Source organism: Halobacillus sp. B23F22_1 (assembly GCF_043497005.1).
GTDB lineage: Bacteria > Bacillota > Bacilli > Bacillales > Halobacillaceae > Halobacillus_A.
In genome coordinates, this window is record NZ_JBIEKE010000001.1 from 1,362,738 (window position 1) to 1,379,105 (window position 16,368).

General features: G+C 40.0%; 18 protein-coding genes and 1 tRNA gene. 18 read left to right on the plus strand and 1 reads right to left on the minus strand.

Annotation, left to right across the window (positions count from 1 at the left end):
* The first annotated feature begins 10 nt into the window (after positions 1–10).
* From hisA to ACGTNH_RS06900, 10 genes are all read left to right on the plus strand, one after another.
* A complete protein-coding gene (gene hisA / locus ACGTNH_RS06855) occupies positions 11–742 on the plus strand; it encodes a 1-(5-phosphoribosyl)-5-[(5-phosphoribosylamino)methylideneamino]imidazole-4-carboxamide isomerase (RefSeq protein WP_394585916.1) in 732 nt (243 codons plus the stop codon).
* Positions 742–1,500 (plus strand): imidazole glycerol phosphate synthase subunit HisF, encoded by a 759-nt coding sequence (gene hisF, locus ACGTNH_RS06860; protein WP_394585918.1) that lies wholly within the window; start codon positions 742–744, stop codon positions 1,498–1,500. Before hisA ends, hisF begins: the two co-directional genes overlap by 1 nt.
* Entirely contained in the window at positions 1,497–2,120 is a 624-nt protein-coding gene (hisIE, locus tag ACGTNH_RS06865) for a bifunctional phosphoribosyl-AMP cyclohydrolase/phosphoribosyl-ATP diphosphatase HisIE (RefSeq protein WP_394585919.1), read from the plus strand. Before hisF ends, hisIE begins: the two co-directional genes overlap by 4 nt.
* Positions 2,121–2,217: 97 nt before the next feature.
* Positions 2,218–3,234 carry a tetratricopeptide repeat protein gene (locus tag ACGTNH_RS06870; RefSeq protein WP_394585920.1) on the plus strand — a complete coding sequence of 339 codons (1,017 nt, stop codon included), beginning with the start codon at positions 2,218–2,220 and terminating at the stop codon, positions 3,232–3,234.
* 80 nt (positions 3,235–3,314) lie between these two features.
* The gene (gene trxB, locus ACGTNH_RS06875) at positions 3,315–4,265 is read left to right on the plus strand and encodes a thioredoxin-disulfide reductase (protein ID WP_394585921.1); all 951 of its coding nucleotides are present in this window, start codon (positions 3,315–3,317) and stop codon (positions 4,263–4,265) included.
* Positions 4,266–4,498: 233 nt separating this feature from the next.
* The gene (locus ACGTNH_RS06880) at positions 4,499–4,966 is read left to right on the plus strand and encodes an 8-oxo-dGTP diphosphatase (RefSeq protein ID WP_394585922.1); all 468 of its coding nucleotides are present in this window, start codon (positions 4,499–4,501) and stop codon (positions 4,964–4,966) included.
* A gap of 16 nt (positions 4,967–4,982) precedes the next feature.
* Positions 4,983–5,867, plus strand: coding sequence for an RNase adapter RapZ (gene rapZ / locus ACGTNH_RS06885; RefSeq protein ID WP_394585923.1), 885 nt, complete (start codon positions 4,983–4,985; stop codon positions 5,865–5,867).
* Between the two features lie 3 nt (positions 5,868–5,870).
* Positions 5,871–6,824, plus strand: a complete 954-nt coding sequence (gene mgfK, locus ACGTNH_RS06890) for a gluconeogenesis morphogenetic factor MgfK (RefSeq protein ID WP_394585924.1) — start codon at positions 5,871–5,873, stop codon at positions 6,822–6,824.
* 21 nt (positions 6,825–6,845) lie between these two features.
* On the plus strand, positions 6,846–7,802 hold the full coding sequence (whiA, locus tag ACGTNH_RS06895; protein WP_394585925.1) for a DNA-binding protein WhiA: 957 nt from the start codon (positions 6,846–6,848) through the stop codon (positions 7,800–7,802).
* 129 nt (positions 7,803–7,931) lie between these two features.
* Positions 7,932–8,186, plus strand: coding sequence for an HPr family phosphocarrier protein (locus ACGTNH_RS06900; protein ID WP_394585926.1), 255 nt, complete (start codon positions 7,932–7,934; stop codon positions 8,184–8,186).
* Positions 8,187–8,302: 116 nt separating this feature from the next.
* Here the strand turns inward: ACGTNH_RS06900 and clpP are convergent, their stop codons facing one another.
* A complete protein-coding gene (gene clpP, locus ACGTNH_RS06905; protein WP_394585927.1) occupies positions 8,303–8,893 on the minus strand; it encodes an ATP-dependent Clp endopeptidase proteolytic subunit ClpP in 591 nt (196 codons plus the stop codon).
* A gap of 203 nt (positions 8,894–9,096) precedes the next feature.
* On the opposite strand from clpP, the gene ACGTNH_RS06910 reads away from it, so the two are divergent.
* The 8 genes from ACGTNH_RS06910 to gpmI all read left to right on the plus strand — a co-directional run bounded on the left by ACGTNH_RS06910 (position 9,097) and on the right by gpmI (position 16,356).
* A tRNA-Arg gene (locus ACGTNH_RS06910) sits at positions 9,097–9,172 on the plus strand.
* Positions 9,173–9,420: 248 nt separating this feature from the next.
* A complete protein-coding gene (locus tag ACGTNH_RS06915; RefSeq protein ID WP_394585928.1) occupies positions 9,421–9,648 on the plus strand; it encodes a hypothetical protein in 228 nt (75 codons plus the stop codon).
* 577 nt (positions 9,649–10,225) lie between these two features.
* On the plus strand, positions 10,226–10,459 hold the full coding sequence (locus ACGTNH_RS06920; RefSeq protein WP_394585929.1) for a glutaredoxin family protein: 234 nt from the start codon (positions 10,226–10,228) through the stop codon (positions 10,457–10,459).
* A gap of 153 nt (positions 10,460–10,612) precedes the next feature.
* The gene (locus ACGTNH_RS06925) at positions 10,613–11,641 is read left to right on the plus strand and encodes a sugar-binding transcriptional regulator (RefSeq protein ID WP_394585930.1); all 1,029 of its coding nucleotides are present in this window, start codon (positions 10,613–10,615) and stop codon (positions 11,639–11,641) included.
* Between the two features lie 35 nt (positions 11,642–11,676).
* Positions 11,677–12,684, plus strand: a complete 1,008-nt coding sequence (gene gap, locus ACGTNH_RS06930; RefSeq protein WP_188378677.1) for a type I glyceraldehyde-3-phosphate dehydrogenase — start codon at positions 11,677–11,679, stop codon at positions 12,682–12,684.
* Positions 12,685–12,864: 180 nt separating this feature from the next.
* Positions 12,865–14,046 (plus strand): phosphoglycerate kinase, encoded by a 1,182-nt coding sequence (locus ACGTNH_RS06935; protein ID WP_394585931.1) that lies wholly within the window; start codon positions 12,865–12,867, stop codon positions 14,044–14,046.
* A gap of 20 nt (positions 14,047–14,066) precedes the next feature.
* Complete coding sequence (gene tpiA / locus ACGTNH_RS06940) at positions 14,067–14,828, plus strand: triose-phosphate isomerase (RefSeq protein WP_394585932.1); 762 nt, start codon at positions 14,067–14,069, stop codon at positions 14,826–14,828.
* Entirely contained in the window at positions 14,821–16,356 is a 1,536-nt protein-coding gene (gene gpmI / locus ACGTNH_RS06945) for a 2,3-bisphosphoglycerate-independent phosphoglycerate mutase (RefSeq protein WP_394585933.1), read from the plus strand. The genes tpiA and gpmI overlap by 8 nt, the downstream gene beginning before the upstream one ends.
* The last annotated feature ends 12 nt before the right edge of the window (positions 16,357–16,368 follow it).

The following is a 16,368-nucleotide window of genomic DNA, read 5'->3' on the forward strand; positions in this document are numbered from 1 at the left end:
AGCATGCAGAATGAGCTTTACAATCTTCCCAGCTATTGATATGAGAAATGGACAATGTGTGAGGTTGGAACAAGGGGACTTTAGTAAGCAAACTGTATACGGGGATAATCCGTTTGAAGTTGCAAAAGAGTTTGCTGAGGGCGGTGCTTCGTGGATCCATATGGTGGACTTAGATGGTGCGAAGGAAGGTTCTAAGCAAAATGCAGAACATGTTGTAAAAGTAGCCAAAGAACTCAAAGTAAAAGTGCAAATAGGCGGGGGCATCCGTTCAGAAGCCGACGTTGAGTATTATTTAAGTCGCGGGATTGATCGTGTCATCATAGGTTCATTAGCAATTCGGGACTTACCTTTAACGAAAGAACTTCTTAGTAAATATAAAGAGCAAATTGTTGTTGGTTTAGATGCCAGAGACGGGTATGTAGCAACTGAAGGCTGGTTAGAGCGTTCAGAAACTACAGCAGTGGACCTTGGGAAAGATCTGGCTGAAGCAGGTGCCCGAACTTTTGTTTATACAGATATAGCAAAAGATGGAATGCTGCAAGGACCGAATGTAGAGGAAATCGTTAGACTCGGTAAAGAAACGGGTGTAGATGTCATTGCCTCCGGAGGAATCAAAGGAATTGAAGACTTAAAAGTACTTAGAAAATATCAGGAACAGAATATCATTGGTTCTATTGTTGGGAAAGCCTTATATACGAACAGGATTCACCTTTCAGAAGCCCTTCAAGAGGAGGAAGGATAATGCTGTCTAAAAGAATTATACCTTGTCTTGATGTAAAAGAAGGGCGTGTAGTTAAAGGCATACAGTTTGTAGATATCAGAGATGCTGGTGATCCTGTAGAATTAGCAAAGGTGTATGATGAACAAGGAGCCGATGAGCTTGTTTTTCTAGATATTTCTGCTACTCATGAAGGAAAAAAAACCATGATCGATGTCGTTCGTTCTGTCGCTTCCGAATTAGCTATTCCTTTTACTGTTGGAGGGGGTATTCGCACGCTTGAAGATATGAAAGAAACACTTCGTAACGGTGCGGATAAAGTATCTTTAAACTCAGCGGCTGTGCTTAGGCCTGAGTTGATTAAAGAAGGTGCCGATTATTTTGGGGCTCAGTGCATCGTTGTCGCAATAGATGCCCGCTACGATGATGGTGCAGGGACATGGCGAGTGTACACACACGGAGGGCGTACACCAACAGACCGTCTTGTAACTGACTGGGCACAGGAAGCTGTACGATTAGGTGCAGGTGAGATTTTATTAACTTCAATGAATCAAGATGGTGAGAAAACAGGCTTTGATTTACCTCTTCTTCAAGCAGTCCAAAAAGTAGTTACTGTTCCAGTCATTGCTTCAGGTGGAGCGGGTTCGGCTGAACATTTCACTGAAGTCTTCCAGAAAGTAGATGCTGATGCGGCTTTAGCCGCTTCTATTTTCCATTATAAAGAGACATCGATTGAGAACGTTAAGGATCACCTGCGTTCGAAAGGGGTTATTGTACGATGAATATAGATGAAATTAAGTTTGATGAAAAAGGGTTAGTTCCAGCTATTATCCAGGATGCTCAATCAAGAGCTGTACTTACCTTAGCTTATATGAATAAAGAGTCTTTACAAATGACCCTCGATAAAGGCGAAACGGTCTTTTATAGTCGTTCTCGCGAAGAGTTGTGGCACAAAGGTGCTACTTCGGGAAACACTCAAAAAGTAGAAAGCCTTCACTATGATTGTGATCAAGATGCAATTTTAGTACAAGTAACACCTGCAGGTCCTGCATGTCATAAAGGCGATTACAGCTGCTTTGGCGAATCTGTTGTCAACGAAAAATCATCTCCCAAACCAGCTCCTTATGCAATAATTGACCAGCTCCGTGACGTATTGGCTGAACGTAAAGCCACCCTTCCTGTAGGCTCTTACACCTCTCAGCTCTTTCAAGAAGGTGTCGATCGCATCGCTAAAAAAATTGGAGAAGAAGCAGGTGAAGTCATCATCGCTGCTAAAAACGATGATTCAGAAGAATTATCGATGGAGTCTGCCGACCTAATATTCCATTTGCTTCTTCTATTGACTGATCGAGGCGTTAGTTTGGAACAAGTTTTAGATGTGTTGGAAAAGCGCCACAACTAAGGAACTTAAGAAATTAGTAAAATCTCCTATTTCAAGATCACTTTCTGTGTTATACTGCATAATTAGTGAGTACGGATATGGAAGTAGGAGGACAGTCATGACGACATCACCGAATCCAACCATTACAGAAAAACAGTCTAATATTATACCGTTTATACCCACGGGTAACTTCTATTTTTCATATGGCATTCAAGCCTTTAAAAAAAGAAGGTTTGATTCGGCTGTTAAATGGTTAAAAAAAGCAATTGAATTATCACCAGATGAACCGCTCTATCCTTGCCAGCTTTCTGTTGTTTATACGGAAGTTGGCTCTTATCATGCCGCCAACCAAGTTCTAAGCGATGTGGTGGCGAACTTTGGCGAGGAATATGTCGATTGTTATTATCTTATGGCTAATAACTATGCGCATCTCGGCTTATTAAGTGATGCTAAAAAATATGCAGAAAAGTATATGGCAAGAGCAAAAGAGGGAGATTTTGAAGAAGCCGCATCTCAGTTGATTGAAATGCTTGATTCATTAGAAGAGGACGAAGCTGAAAATGATTATGCGTTTGAAGATGAAGATGAGTTGATCATTTATCAAGAAACAGCTTTTTATCACCTTGAGAATGAGGAATGGGAGGAAGCGATACCTGTTCTACATGAAATGATGCAGCTTTTTCCTGAGTTTACGTTAGCGAGACATCAATATGCATATGCTCTTTTCAATAGTGGAAATGAAGAGGAAGCAATTGATTTAGAAAAGAAATGGCTCGAAACGGATGATAAAGATATACATTCTCACGTCAATTTAGCAACTTTTTATTTGTTGAATGATCAGCGTGAAGCCGCTTTTCAACATATTGAGCCTCTTCGAAATGTATTTCCCCTCCACGAACAGCAGAAGTTAGCTGTAGCTGAAACTTTAACGAGGGCAGGTTATTACAAAGAGGCCGTTGAACGTTTTCGTAGGTTAAAAAATAAAATAGTCGTAGGCAGGAGAGGCTATTATAAATGGTTCAGTATCGCTTCTTATCAAACAGGAAAGCCCTCTCGTGCGTTACAGCTGTGGGAGAAAGGCTGTAAACAATTTCCTCATTTAAGCGAAGAAGGCGGACCGTGGATTCATCAATAAGCACATTAATGGACGATTTTTCGACAATTTAATAAGATAAGAGAAGAATTAAGGTAGAGTGAAGTGAGGAGTTGATCATCATGACAGAAGATCGTATTTTTGATGTCATTATTGCAGGAGCTGGCCCGGCAGGGATGACAGCTGCTGTTTATACGTCACGCGCGAACCTGGACACTCTGATGATTGAGCGAGGGGTGCCTGGCGGACAAATGGCTAATACAGAAGATGTAGAGAACTACCCAGGATTTGAAAGTATTCTCGGCCCTGATCTTTCTAATAAAATGTTTGAACATGCCAAAAAATTTGGTGCTGAGTATGCTTATGGAGATATTAAAGAAATCGTAGATGGGAAAGAATACAAGATTGTAAAAGCTGGGGCAAAAGAATACAAAGCCCGCAGTGTGATTATTACCACTGGTGCGCAATATAAGGAATTAGGTGTCCAAGGTGAAAAAGAATTGGGCGGCCGCGGCGTTTCTTATTGTGCTGTTTGTGATGGAGCATTCTTCCGCGATAAAGAATTAGTTGTAGTAGGTGGCGGAGATTCTGCTGTTGAAGAAGGCGTCTATTTAACACGATTTGCAAGTAAAGTTACTATTGTTCACCGCCGTGATGAGCTTCGAGCTCAAAAAATTCTTCAAGATCGAGCATTTGATAACGATAAAATTAACTTCATTTGGAATACAGAAGTGAAGACGATTAACGAAGAAAATGGCAAAGTTGGCAGTGTTACTCTGCACAACAACAATACGAATGAAGAATATGACTTTAAAACAAACGGAACGTTCATCTATATTGGAATGAACCCGCTCAGCGGTCCATTTCAATCATTGGGAATTACCAATGAGCAAGGCTATATCGAAACGGATGAGCGCATGGAAACTAAAGTGCCTGGTGTTTTCGCAGCTGGGGATATCCGTGAAAAAGAACTGCGTCAAATCGTTACAGCAACAGGGGATGGAAGTATTGCTGCACAATCAGTCCAACACTATATTGAAAACCTGTTGGAAGAGTTAAAAGTTGTTAACTAAAAAGTAACTGCTTCTTAACGATTCTGTAACACAAACGAAACATTTATGGGTTACACTTAAAGTGATTAATTGACCCCCTTTTAATAGATAGATCTCTATTAGGCACAGGTGTTTATCACCTGTGCACTTTTTTTATGCCCAAATATCATGGAGCATAACATTGTGGCGCCTTACGTATTCATTGTATAATAAATAAAGATGTCGTCGAGAGAGATTAATGAGGTGAGTAGATCGTGCAACGTGTTGCAAATTGTATTTTACGAATAAATAATCAAGTGTTAATGCTAAAAAAACCGCGACGAGGATGGTACGTTGTTCCTGGCGGAAAGATGGAAGCTGGAGAAAATATTAAAGATTCCGTCATCAGAGAGTTTAAGGAAGAAACAGGATTAGATATTGTTGAACCTGAATTAAAAGGCTCTTTTACTTTTATTATGAAAGAGGGCAGAGAAACCGTTCAAGAATGGATGATGTTTACTTTTCAAACCACTTCTTTTCAAGGTGATCTTCTTGAGTTCAGCGAGGAAGGGGAATTAGAGTGGGTAAATGTGGAAGATGTTTTAGAGAAGCCGATGGCTGAAGGAGATCGTCACATTTTTAAGCATATCTTAAACAGTGAAGATCAAATATATGGCACTTTTGTATATACTACTGATTTTAAATTAATCGATCAAGATATGGATCCTTCTCGACCTAAGTAACCAGGGGGCGAAAAATATGTTAGAAAAAGAGCAAAACACTCAGTTAGTGATCATTACAGGAATGTCAGGAGCAGGAAAGACGGTAGCCATTCAAAGCTTTGAGGATTTAGGGTACTTTTGTGTAGATAATTTACCTCCGGCTCTGCTGCCGAAATTTCTAGAGTTGATGAAGGATTCGACAAATGATATTCGCAATGTAGCTCTAGTAATGGATTTACGTGGCAGAGAGTTTTTTGATGCTTTATTTGAATCCCTTGATCAAGTCAGTAAAGAAGACTGGCTGGAAGCTCACGTCTTGTTCTTAGATGCTGAGGATCAAGCGCTGGTATCTCGTTATAAAGAAACGAGGAGATCCCATCCTCTAGCACAAGAAGGACTGCCGCTGGAAGGTATTCGCCAAGAACGAAAACTATTAGATGAGCTTCGAGGGCGTGCTCAAACCATCATCTATACTACCAGTTTAAAACCCCGAGAATTAAGGGATCGGATTTTAGATCAATATAAAGCAAAAGAACAACAAGTGTTCTCCGTACAAATGGTTTCATTTGGTTTTAAATATGGGGTTCCAATCGACGCTGATTTAGTATTTGATGTTCGTTTTCTCCCTAACCCACACTATGTAGAGCAGATGCGGCCTTTGACAGGTTTGAATTCTGAAGTATCTTCTTATGTATTGAAATGGTCGGATACTCAAAAGTTTCTGGAAAAACTGACGGATTTATTACAGTTTATGCTTCCTCAATATCGGAGAGAAGGTAAAAGTCAATTGGTTGTTGCTATTGGGTGCACGGGTGGACAGCATCGTTCAGTTACGTTAGCTGAACATCTTTCTAATTATTTCTCAAAAGACTTCACAACTCATGTTACCCATCGAGATATAGATAAAAGAAAGGGTCTGTAATTCATGAATCGTTCAATAAAGCCGCGAGTTGTCGTGATTGGCGGAGGAACGGGGATGCCGGTATTGTTACGGGGACTTAAATATTTTCCTGTTGACCTTTCAGCCATAGTTACGGTTGCAGATGATGGCGGAAGCTCTGGAAGACTTCGTAATGAACTAGCAATACCAGCTCCTGGAGATATTCGTAACGTTCTTGCTGCTTTATCAGACGCAGAGCCTATGCTTCTGGATTTGTTTCAACATCGCTTTGCAAATGGAAATGGTCTATCTGGGCATTCTATGGGTAACCTGCTGCTGGCAGCTATGACTTCCATGACCGGGGATTTTTATAATGGAATAAAAGAGATATCTAAAGTTCTAAATGTCCGTGGTAATATTTATCCTACTGCCAATCATTCGATGAATCTGCATGCAGAAATGGAAGATGGTACGATCGTTTCAGGAGAATCAAACATTCCTAAGCAAAACAAAAAGATTAAACGTGTATTTGTCAGTCCGTTGCCCATCCAGCCTTTGCCTGAAGCAACTATGGCGATTAAAGAAGCTGATTTAGTAGTTATTGCACCGGGAAGTTTATACACGAGTATTATGCCGAACATTATAGTCCCAGAAATTAGAGAAGCATTACGGACTACCAAAGCGAAAGTGACGTATGTTTGTAATGTAATGACACAGCAAGGAGAAACATCGGGGTATTCAGCCGGGGATCACGTGCAGGCGTTGCACGATCATGTAGGTAAAGGAACGATTCACTCCATTATTGTTCATAATCAACCGATTGCTCCTGCTGTAAGGAGAATTTACGCTGAAGAAAATGCAGAACCCGTCATCTATGATATCGATCGTGTGAAAAAGATGGGGATTGAGATTATAGAAGAAGACATTTTAGATCGTAATAAGTCTACGATTCGTCATGATACAAATAAACTGGCTCATTTACTGTATTCATTGATTTAAAAAGAATGGGGGTGAACAGTGATGTCATTTGCTTCAGAGATAAAGAAAGAGTTGACCAATGTAGAGGCGGATGAATGCTGTAATGAATCTGAGCTTGCCGCGCTCGTTCGGATGAACGGAACCTTCTCTCTATCTAACCAAAGCTATCTATTGGATATCCAAACGGAAAATGCTGCAATTGCCAGAAGAATTTATACGTTAATTAAGAAGCTTTATCCGTATCCCGTGGAATTGCTTGTCCGAAAAAAAATGAGACTCAAGAAGAATAATGTGTACATCGTCCGGATGAAAGATAATGCTGAAAAAGTTCTAAATGATCTAGAAATTTTAAAAGGTCCTCTTTCAATTAACCCTGATATACCGAAAAAGTATTTAAAAACTACCTGTTGTAAAAGAGCATACTTAAGAGGGGCGTTTCTTGCAGGTGGATCGGTTAATAATCCGGAAACTTCCTCTTATCATTTGGAGATCTATTCTTCTGATCATGAGCATAATGAAGCGTTGTGCAAGCTGATGAATAGTTTCGGACTCCATGCGCGTACTCTTGAACGTAAAAAAGGGTTTATCACGTATTTGAAAGAAGCTGAAAAAATCACAGAACTTATAAGTAATATAGGTGCACATCAAGCCCTATTTAAATTTGAAGACGTACGAATTGTTAGAGATATGAGAAATTCAGTGAACCGGCTGGTGAATTGTGAAACGGCAAATTTAAATAAAACGATCGGCGCTGCTTTCAGACAAGTCGAAAACATAAAATTCATAAAAAGCACGGTCGGTTTAGAGGCGTTACCAGATAAATTACAGGAAATTGCCCGATTACGTTATGACCATCAAGAAGTATCGCTTAAAGAATTAGGCGAACTTGTGTCTGGATCCCCAATCAGTAAATCCGGAATTAACCATCGTTTAAGAAAAATTGATGAATTTGCTGATAAAGTTCGACGCGGAGAGATACAAGAAAGTAGTCAAAAATAATGTAAATCGCATTGATTCGTGCTATAATAGTTTCAATAAAGAACGCACTCTAAAGAGTAGCGTTCTTTATTTCAAATTCATGAATGCGCTTTCCATACTTAATTGCATGTTAGGAAGGAGAAATGATAGATGAAGGAACAAAATATTACAATCGATTTAACTACAGGACTGCAAGCGAGACCAGCGGCTCAATTTGTCCAACTGGCGAACCGATACACTTCAGACGTATTTATTGAAAAAGACAATAAAAGAATTAACGCAAAAAGCATTATGGGGTTAATGAGTCTAGCTGTAGGGCAAGGCGAAGAGATAAAGTTAATCGTGGACGGTTCAGATGAGGAAGTAGTCCTAAAAGAGTTAACTAATTTCGTTAAGCAGTCGTAAGGTTACTTATGTGAAAAAATGAACAGATTTAAAAAGGGGAACGATCTCATAATTTTTGTGTGTGCTTTTTCTCAAAAAAACCCGCTGCTTTTAGGCAGCGGGGTTTATTATACATATTATTTTTCGTTCGTTTTTTCCATTACTTTATCAATTAAACCATATTCCACAGCTTCATGAGCTGACATGAAATTGTCCCGATCTGTATCACGCTCAATAACTTCAATTGGCTGCCCGGTTCTTTCAGCTAGGATTTGATTTAACTTTTCACGCATTTTGATAATGCGTTTCGCATGAATTTCAATATCCGATGCTTGACCTTGAGTACCGCCTAAAGGCTGATGAATCATAACTTCACTGTTCGGAAGTGCATAACGTTTCCCTTTAGTACCTGCATTTAATAAGAAAGCTCCCATGGAAGCAGCCATTCCTGTGCAGATTGTGGAAACATCCGGCTTAATGAATTGCATTGTATCATAAATCGCCATACCGGAAGTTATGGAACCACCGGGTGAGTTAATGTAAAGAGAGATATCTTTGTCAGGATCATCAGCGGCTAAGAAAAGCAGTTGAGCCACAACAGAGTTTGAGATATTGTCGTCAATCGGACTACCTAACATAATAATACGGTCTTTAAGCAGGCGTGAATAGATATCGTAAGCACGCTCTCCTCTGTTCGTTTGTTCAATAACTGTAGGGACTAAATTCATTCTAATTCCTCCTTATTATCATACATTTATGATGGAATGTAATTTTATAATACAGTTAAGGTCAGAAAAGGTCAAACAAAACCCTTTGACATATTTCTTATACCATCTTTCCCTAAATTACCATGGATAAACGTATAAATATTCGTATGTGCTTCTTGCTTTTCTTCTCATTCGTGAGTATAATAGATTTTGCACTTTTATTTGCGCCCGTAGCTCAGTTGGATAGAGCGGTAGATTCCGGTTCTACGTCAGTCGGAGGTTCGAATCCTCTCGGGCGCGCTTATTATAGAAGGAGTTCCACCTGGCTGTGCGCCAGGTTTTCTTTTTATGTTATTTACTATTCTTGTATAGTAGTGCCCGTTGTGGAAGTTATATGTTACACACTTCTTATACAATGTTTGAACAATGAAGGCTTACTTGTTTTCGTTTGTTCAATATAGTAGCAGGGTTTATAATTTTGATATTCTGTGTTACTGTTGAGAATGTAATAGGAACTGCTGAACGCTTTTAACTAAAAAGGAGTTTTTATGACAAACATTCTTCGATTTAAAATTATGTCGACTGAAAGAGTTTCTGATGATCGTAGAATACATGTCTATGATATGATGAATCAGCGAAATTTATCTTTCAATTTCGATTCTTTGAAAAGGTCTCATGAAAGACTTAACAGCGAAGAAGAACTATCTCAATTCTTGAATACAAAAAAGTATAAAATTGAACATGGTTTTTATGACAAAGAAGGACACGTATCTTAACGTGTCCTTCTCAGCTTGTAGAGAAATCTTATAGAGTGTAAAGGGTTTGAGGAAACGACTCCCTTTCCGCGGGCGAATGGTGTGCCTCCTCGGGTTTTATCAGCCCTCCGGGCTCACACCTGATTCTCATCTTCCGCAGGAGTCTCGCCATTTCCTCAAATCCTTTTTCGAAATAGATCATGGGCATTCATTTACTCAAGCTGTGCCCTTATAAAAGCAGTGTTTGCAAAAGGGTATTCACATTACGAAGGTTTCAAGCTTTCATTCTGGTCAAAGGCACGGAGAAAGCAGTCGTTTAATACAATTTTATGCGAGTCCGATGTTAGGGTTCACTTCAGTACTGCACGAGGCGAAGATCCCGCAGGAAAGCGCTCATTGCTTTCTTAAGAAGCTGAGGCCGTGCCCACGGAAAGCGAATTTGACGGAGCGATCGTTTGAATTCTTTTTAACATAAATAATCCGAATGATTTCTACAAAATCATTCGGATTATTTAATGCTTTATTGAGTTTTGTCCCGTGCTTTTCTTTTTTTATACATGCTACACTAGAAACAAATGATTTATAGAAGGGGTTTGAAATGAACAAAATCATTTTTTATGGAAAACAGAATTGCTGTTTGTGTGATGAAGTCAGAAGTCTAGTTGAAATTTTACAAAATAATTATGAAATTGATGTTAAAGAAGTCGATATAGAGGGTAATAGACAACTGGAGCAAAAATATTTGGTGGAAATCCCTGTACTGAATATTAATGGCCAAGAGCTTGAGTATCGTCAAATAGATCTTTCTGCTATAAGAGAGCGTTTACATTGATTTGAGGATATTTTATAACTTGCGCCGCCAATTTCACACTGTTAATATAAAAGGTGAATAGAATATTTTTTTGCTCCTAGTGGGACAGAATATGACTGCCTGGGACGCATTTACCCCGGTCTAAGTATTTCCAATTTTAAAGGAGCTATTACGATGAGAGCTTTAATTGATCTACAGAAAAGATTATTCCCTGATGTTCTTGAAATCATGCAGCGTCGTTATCAATTGCTTCACTACATACAGCTCATGCAGCCAGTAGGAAGAAGGACATTATCAGAAAACATCGAACTGGCTGAGCGAACGGTTCGTAGTGAAGTGGATTACCTAAATAAACTGGGAGCTATAGAAATAACATCTAGAGGGATGCACTTAACCTATGAGGGTCAAAGTATCCTTGAACAGCTTTCTGCATTTATTAAAGACGTAACGGGCATAAAGGTTTTAGAAAACCGTTTAAGGGAAAAGTTAAATTTAGATTATGTCGTAGTAGTTCCAGGGGATAGCGATGAGCTGGATTGGGTAAAACATGAAATGGGAAAAGCTTGTGTGACATTTCTCCAAAGTAAATTAAAGTCGAATAACACTGTTGCGATAACGGGTGGAACGACGATGGCAGCTGTGGCGGAAAAAATGACGCCGCTTAAAGATGCTGAACATTGTATGTTCGTCCCTGCCAGAGGCGGATTGGGTGAACGCGTTGAAAACCAAGCGAACACCATTTGTGCTGAAATGGCTGATAAAGCAAGAGGGGATTATCGTCTTTTATACGTTCCAGACCCTTTAAGTGAAAGTTCCTACAAGACCATAATTGAAGAACCTTCGATTAAAGAAATTCTCAATATGATTCGAAATGCTGATATTGTCATACATGGTGTAGGTGATGCGGTGACAATGGCAGAACGCAGGAAAACTTCGAAAGGTGAAATGGAAAAAATTCAAGAAAGTCATGCAGTAGGCGAGGCGTTTGGCTATTATTTTAATCAACAAGGTGAAATTGTTCATAAAGTTCGAACAGTAGGGTTGCAGCTTGAGGATTTGAAATATGCCAAAAACATTATCGCTGTAGCTGGCGGTCACACGAAGGCTCAAGCTATTGAATCCTATTTCAAACCAGGACAGAGCAATGTGTTAATCACAGATGAAGGAGCAGCTCAAGAGCTTTTAAGGGATTCGTCCCTTTAAGATAAATTTTTATTAAATTCAAGGAGGAATTTTGAATGACTGTAAAAGTAGGAATTAACGGTTTCGGCCGTATTGGACGTAATGTTTTCCGTGCATCTCTAAATAACGAAGAGGTAGAAGTAGTAGCTGTTAACGATTTAACAGATGCTAATATGCTGGCTCACTTACTGCAGTATGACACTGTTCACGGTAAACTTGATCAAGAAGTTACTGTTAACGGGGACAACCTAGTAGTAGGCGGCAAAGAAATTAAAGTAATTTCTGAGAAAGATCCCGCACAGCTTGGATGGGGAGACTTAGGCGTAGAAGTCGTCATTGAATCTACTGGTCGTTTCACACAAGGTGAAGACGCTAGAAAACACCTTGAAGCAGGAGCTAAGAAAGTTGTAATTTCTGCACCAGCTAAAGGTGAAGACTTTACAGTTGTGATGGGTGTTAACGAAAAAGATTATAACAAAGATGAGCATGATGTTATTTCAAATGCGTCTTGTACGACAAACTGTCTAGCACCATACGCTAAAGTTCTTAATGACAAATTTGGTCTTAAGCGCGGTATGATGACTACAGTTCACTCTTACACGAACGATCAGCAAATACTTGATCTTCCACACAAAGACTATCGTCGTGCTCGTGCAGCTGCTGAAAATATCATTCCAACAACTACAGGTGCTGCCCAGGCAGTAGCAAAAGTTCTTCCTGAATTAGAAGGCCGCCTTACTGGTATGGCAATGCGTGTTCCAACTAAAAACGTTTCTATCGTTGACTTAGTGGCTGAACTTGATCAAGATGTTACAGCTGAACAAGTAAACGAAGCGCTTAAAGCTGAAGCTGAAGGTGAACTTAAAGGCATCCTTGGTTACAGTGACGAAGCTCTTGTTTCTTCTGATTATAATGGCAGCACTTACTCTTCTGTCATTGACGGACAGTCTACTCTTACTCTTGAAAATAACATGGTTAAAGTTGTTTCTTGGTATGACAACGAGTTTGGTTATTCTAATCGTTGTGTAGATCTAGCTGCATTCCTTAAAAAGCAAGGCCTATAATACAAATACCTTTTATTGGTCATACTAGATAAATCTATGGAAAAGGAGGAGGTCTCATGTCCTCCTCCTTTACCCATGTTTAAAACAAAATCCTTGTTCATGCGTTTCCATATAAGCTGATTGTGGAAATGTACATAATGGATAAGGGAAGCAGTTGATTAAAAGAGGAGGTTGTCATTTATGAATAAACAAACCATTCGTGATGTAGAAGTACAAGGTAAAACTGTATTTTGCCGCGTGGACTTTAACGTCCCTATGAGCGGAGGAGAAGTCACAGATGATACTAGAATTAAAGCGGCTCTCCCTACCATTGAATATCTAACTGGTAACGGTGCAAAAGTCATTCTTTCAAGTCATCTTGGACGACCTAAAGGTGAAGTGGTTGAGGAACTAAGGCTCGATCCGGTAGCTAAGCGTTTAAGCGAGCACGTAGGCAAAACAGTAACGAAGACAGATGAGGTGTATGGTGACGAAGTGAACAAAGCCCTCTCTGAAATGGAAAACGGAGACATCCTGCTCATTGAGAACGTTCGTTTCCAGCCTGGTGAGGAGAAAAACGATACTGATTTAGCTAAAGCTTTTGCAGATATGGCTGACCTCTATGTGAATGACGCTTTTGGAGCCGCTCACCGTGCCCATGCATCTACAGCTGGTGTAGCCGAACATATCCCTGCTGTGGCTGGATTTCTATTAGAGAAAGAAATTAATGTGTTAGGAAAAGCCCTTTCTAATCCTGACCGTCCTTTTACAGCGATCATTGGTGGAGCTAAGGTAAAAGATAAAATAGGCGTAATTGACAACTTGATTGATAAAGTCGATCACTTAATTATTGGTGGAGGACTGGCTTATACATTTGTTAAAGCACAAGGTCACGAAATCGGTAAGTCCTTACTAGAAGAGGACAAGATTGATTTAGCTAAAGAGTATATGAAAAAAGCAGAAGAAAAAGGTGTGGACTTTGTCATGCCGGAGGATGTCATCGTTGCAGATGATTTTTCTGATTCAGCGAATACAAAAGAAGTAGCTATTGACAACATTCCAGCCGATTGGGAAGCTCTAGATATTGGTCCGAAAACGCGTGAAAAGTACGCGAAGATCATTAATGATTCTAAGCTGGTGATCTGGAATGGCCCAATGGGAGTTTTTGAGTTAGAAACATTTGCTAACGGAACGAAAGACGTAGCTCAAGCACTTTCTGAAACTCAAGGTTATACTGTAATTGGAGGCGGAGATTCAGCTGCTGCTGTTGAGAAATTCGGCTATGCAGATGCCATGGATCACGTATCCACAGGGGGCGGAGCCTCGCTGGAGTTCATGGAAGGTAAAGAACTTCCAGGCGTGGCATTACTCAACGATAAATAATTAGGAGAGGTGATGAAATCATGCGTAAACAAGTCATTGCAGGAAACTGGAAAATGAACAAAACGCACACAGAAGCGGAAGATTTTATTCAAACGGCAAAAAACGAGGTTCCACCTTCAGACCAGTTTGAATCAGTAGTTTGTGCCCCATTTCCTTTTTTACAAAAGCTAGTGGAAGAAACAAAAGGAACTTCTCTTGAAATTGGTGCTCAAAACATGCATTTTGAAGAAAGTGGAGCTTTTACAGGTGAAGTGAGTCCTGTGATGTTGAAAGAACTAGGAGTTAAGTATGTCGTGCTGGGACACTCCGAGCGTCGTGAAATTTTCAAAGAAACAGATGAAGAAGTAAACAAAAAAGTTCACGCTGCTTTTAATCATAATTTAACTCCTATTGTCTGCGTTGGTGAATCTTTAGAACAGCGTGAAGCGAATCAAACGATGGATCATGTAGAAAGTCAAGTGAAAAAAGCTTTTGAAGGCTTATCAGATGAACAGGCTTCTAAAGTAATCGTTGCTTACGAACCTATCTGGGCTATCGGCACTGGACGGACAGCGACTTCTGAGCAAGCAAATGAAGTGTGCACGCACATTCGCCGTGTACTCATTGATTTCTATGGTTCTGAAGTAGCCGATGAAGTACGTCTTCAGTATGGCGGCAGCGTAAAACCAGCTAACGTAGATGAACTTCTTACACAATCTGATATTGATGGAGCGTTAGTAGGCGGAGCGAGCCTTGAAGCTGATTCTTTCTTAAAATTAGTGGAGGCAGGTAAGCATGAGTAAGCAGAACTTAGCCGCTTTAATCATACTTGACGGATACGCTCTTCGTGACGAGGAGATGGGAAATGCCGTTAAGCAGGCTAATACGCCTAATTTTGACCGATTTTGGAATGAGTACCCTCATTCCCAGCTGAAAGCGTGTGGAGAAGCCGTTGGTTTACCTGAAGGGCAAATGGGTAACTCCGAAGTAGGGCATTTAAACATTGGGGCAGGCCGAGTAGTTTACCAAAGCTTAACTCGAATTAACCTGTCGATTCGCGAAGAAGAGTTTGCTAAGAATGAAGAACTTGTTAAAGCAGTCCAGCACGCTAAAGACAACAATAAAGCTTTTCACGTGTTTGGACTGCTTTCTGATGGTGGTATCCACAGCCATATTAATCATATGTATGCCCTTATTCAGCTGGCCAAAGATTATGGAGTAGAGAAGGTTTATGTTCATGGCTTTTTGGATGGTCGGGACGTAGATCAGCAATCAGCTAAAAAGTATATTAAAGAAGCTCAGGAAAAAATGAATGAGATCGGACTTGGGGAATTCGCTACTATCGGAGGCCGTTATTTTGCGATGGATCGGGACAATCGCTGGGATCGTGTGAAGAAATCGTATGATGCGATTGCTTATGGCAAAGGACCTGCTTATATGGATCCACTGCAAGCCATTGATGAATCTTACGAAAAAGGAATTTACGATGAATTTGTAGAACCTTTTGTCTTAACTGATGAAAATGGTAAAGCGGTTGGTAACATGGAAGATGAAGATGCCATTGTGTTCTATAATTTCCGTCCTGACCGTGCAATTCAACTCTCTCGCTCATTTGCCAATGATAATTTTGAAGATTTCGAGCGTGGTGAAGAAGCTCCAAAAAATCTTTATTTTGTTGGCATGACGCAATACAGTGATGCCGTAAACAGCAAAGTAGCTTTTGCACCAAACGATTTAAAAAACACAATCGGTGAAGTTTTATCTAATAATGGATTGAAGCAGCTTCGTATTGCTGAAACTGAAAAATATCCACATGTTACTTTCTTCATGAGTGGCGGTCGTGAAGAGGAATTCGATGGGGAAGAGCGCATCCTTATTGATTCACCTAAAGTAGCCACTTATGATCTGCAGCCAGAGATGAGTGCATACGAAGTAACCGATGCTTTGTTAGAAGAACTAGACGCCGAGAAGCACAATGCTATTATTTTAAACTTTGCAAATCCGGATATGGTAGGTCATTCAGGAATGCTTGAGCCTACGATCAAAGCGATTGAAACCGTGGATGAGTGCTTAGGGAAGATTGTTGATAAGATTCATGAAAAAGGTGGACAGACCATCATTACTGCAGATCACGGAAACTCTGATGAGGTGACGACTTCAGAAGGGAATCCGATGACCGCTCACACGACCAATCCGGTACCGGTAATTGTAACAAAAGACGGTGTTGAATTACGCGAAGGTGGAATTTTAGGAGATCTTTCTCCTACCCTGTTACAGCTATTAGAAGTTCAACAACCTAAAGAGATGACAGGAAAATCATTAATTAAATAAAGGAGAGAAAAA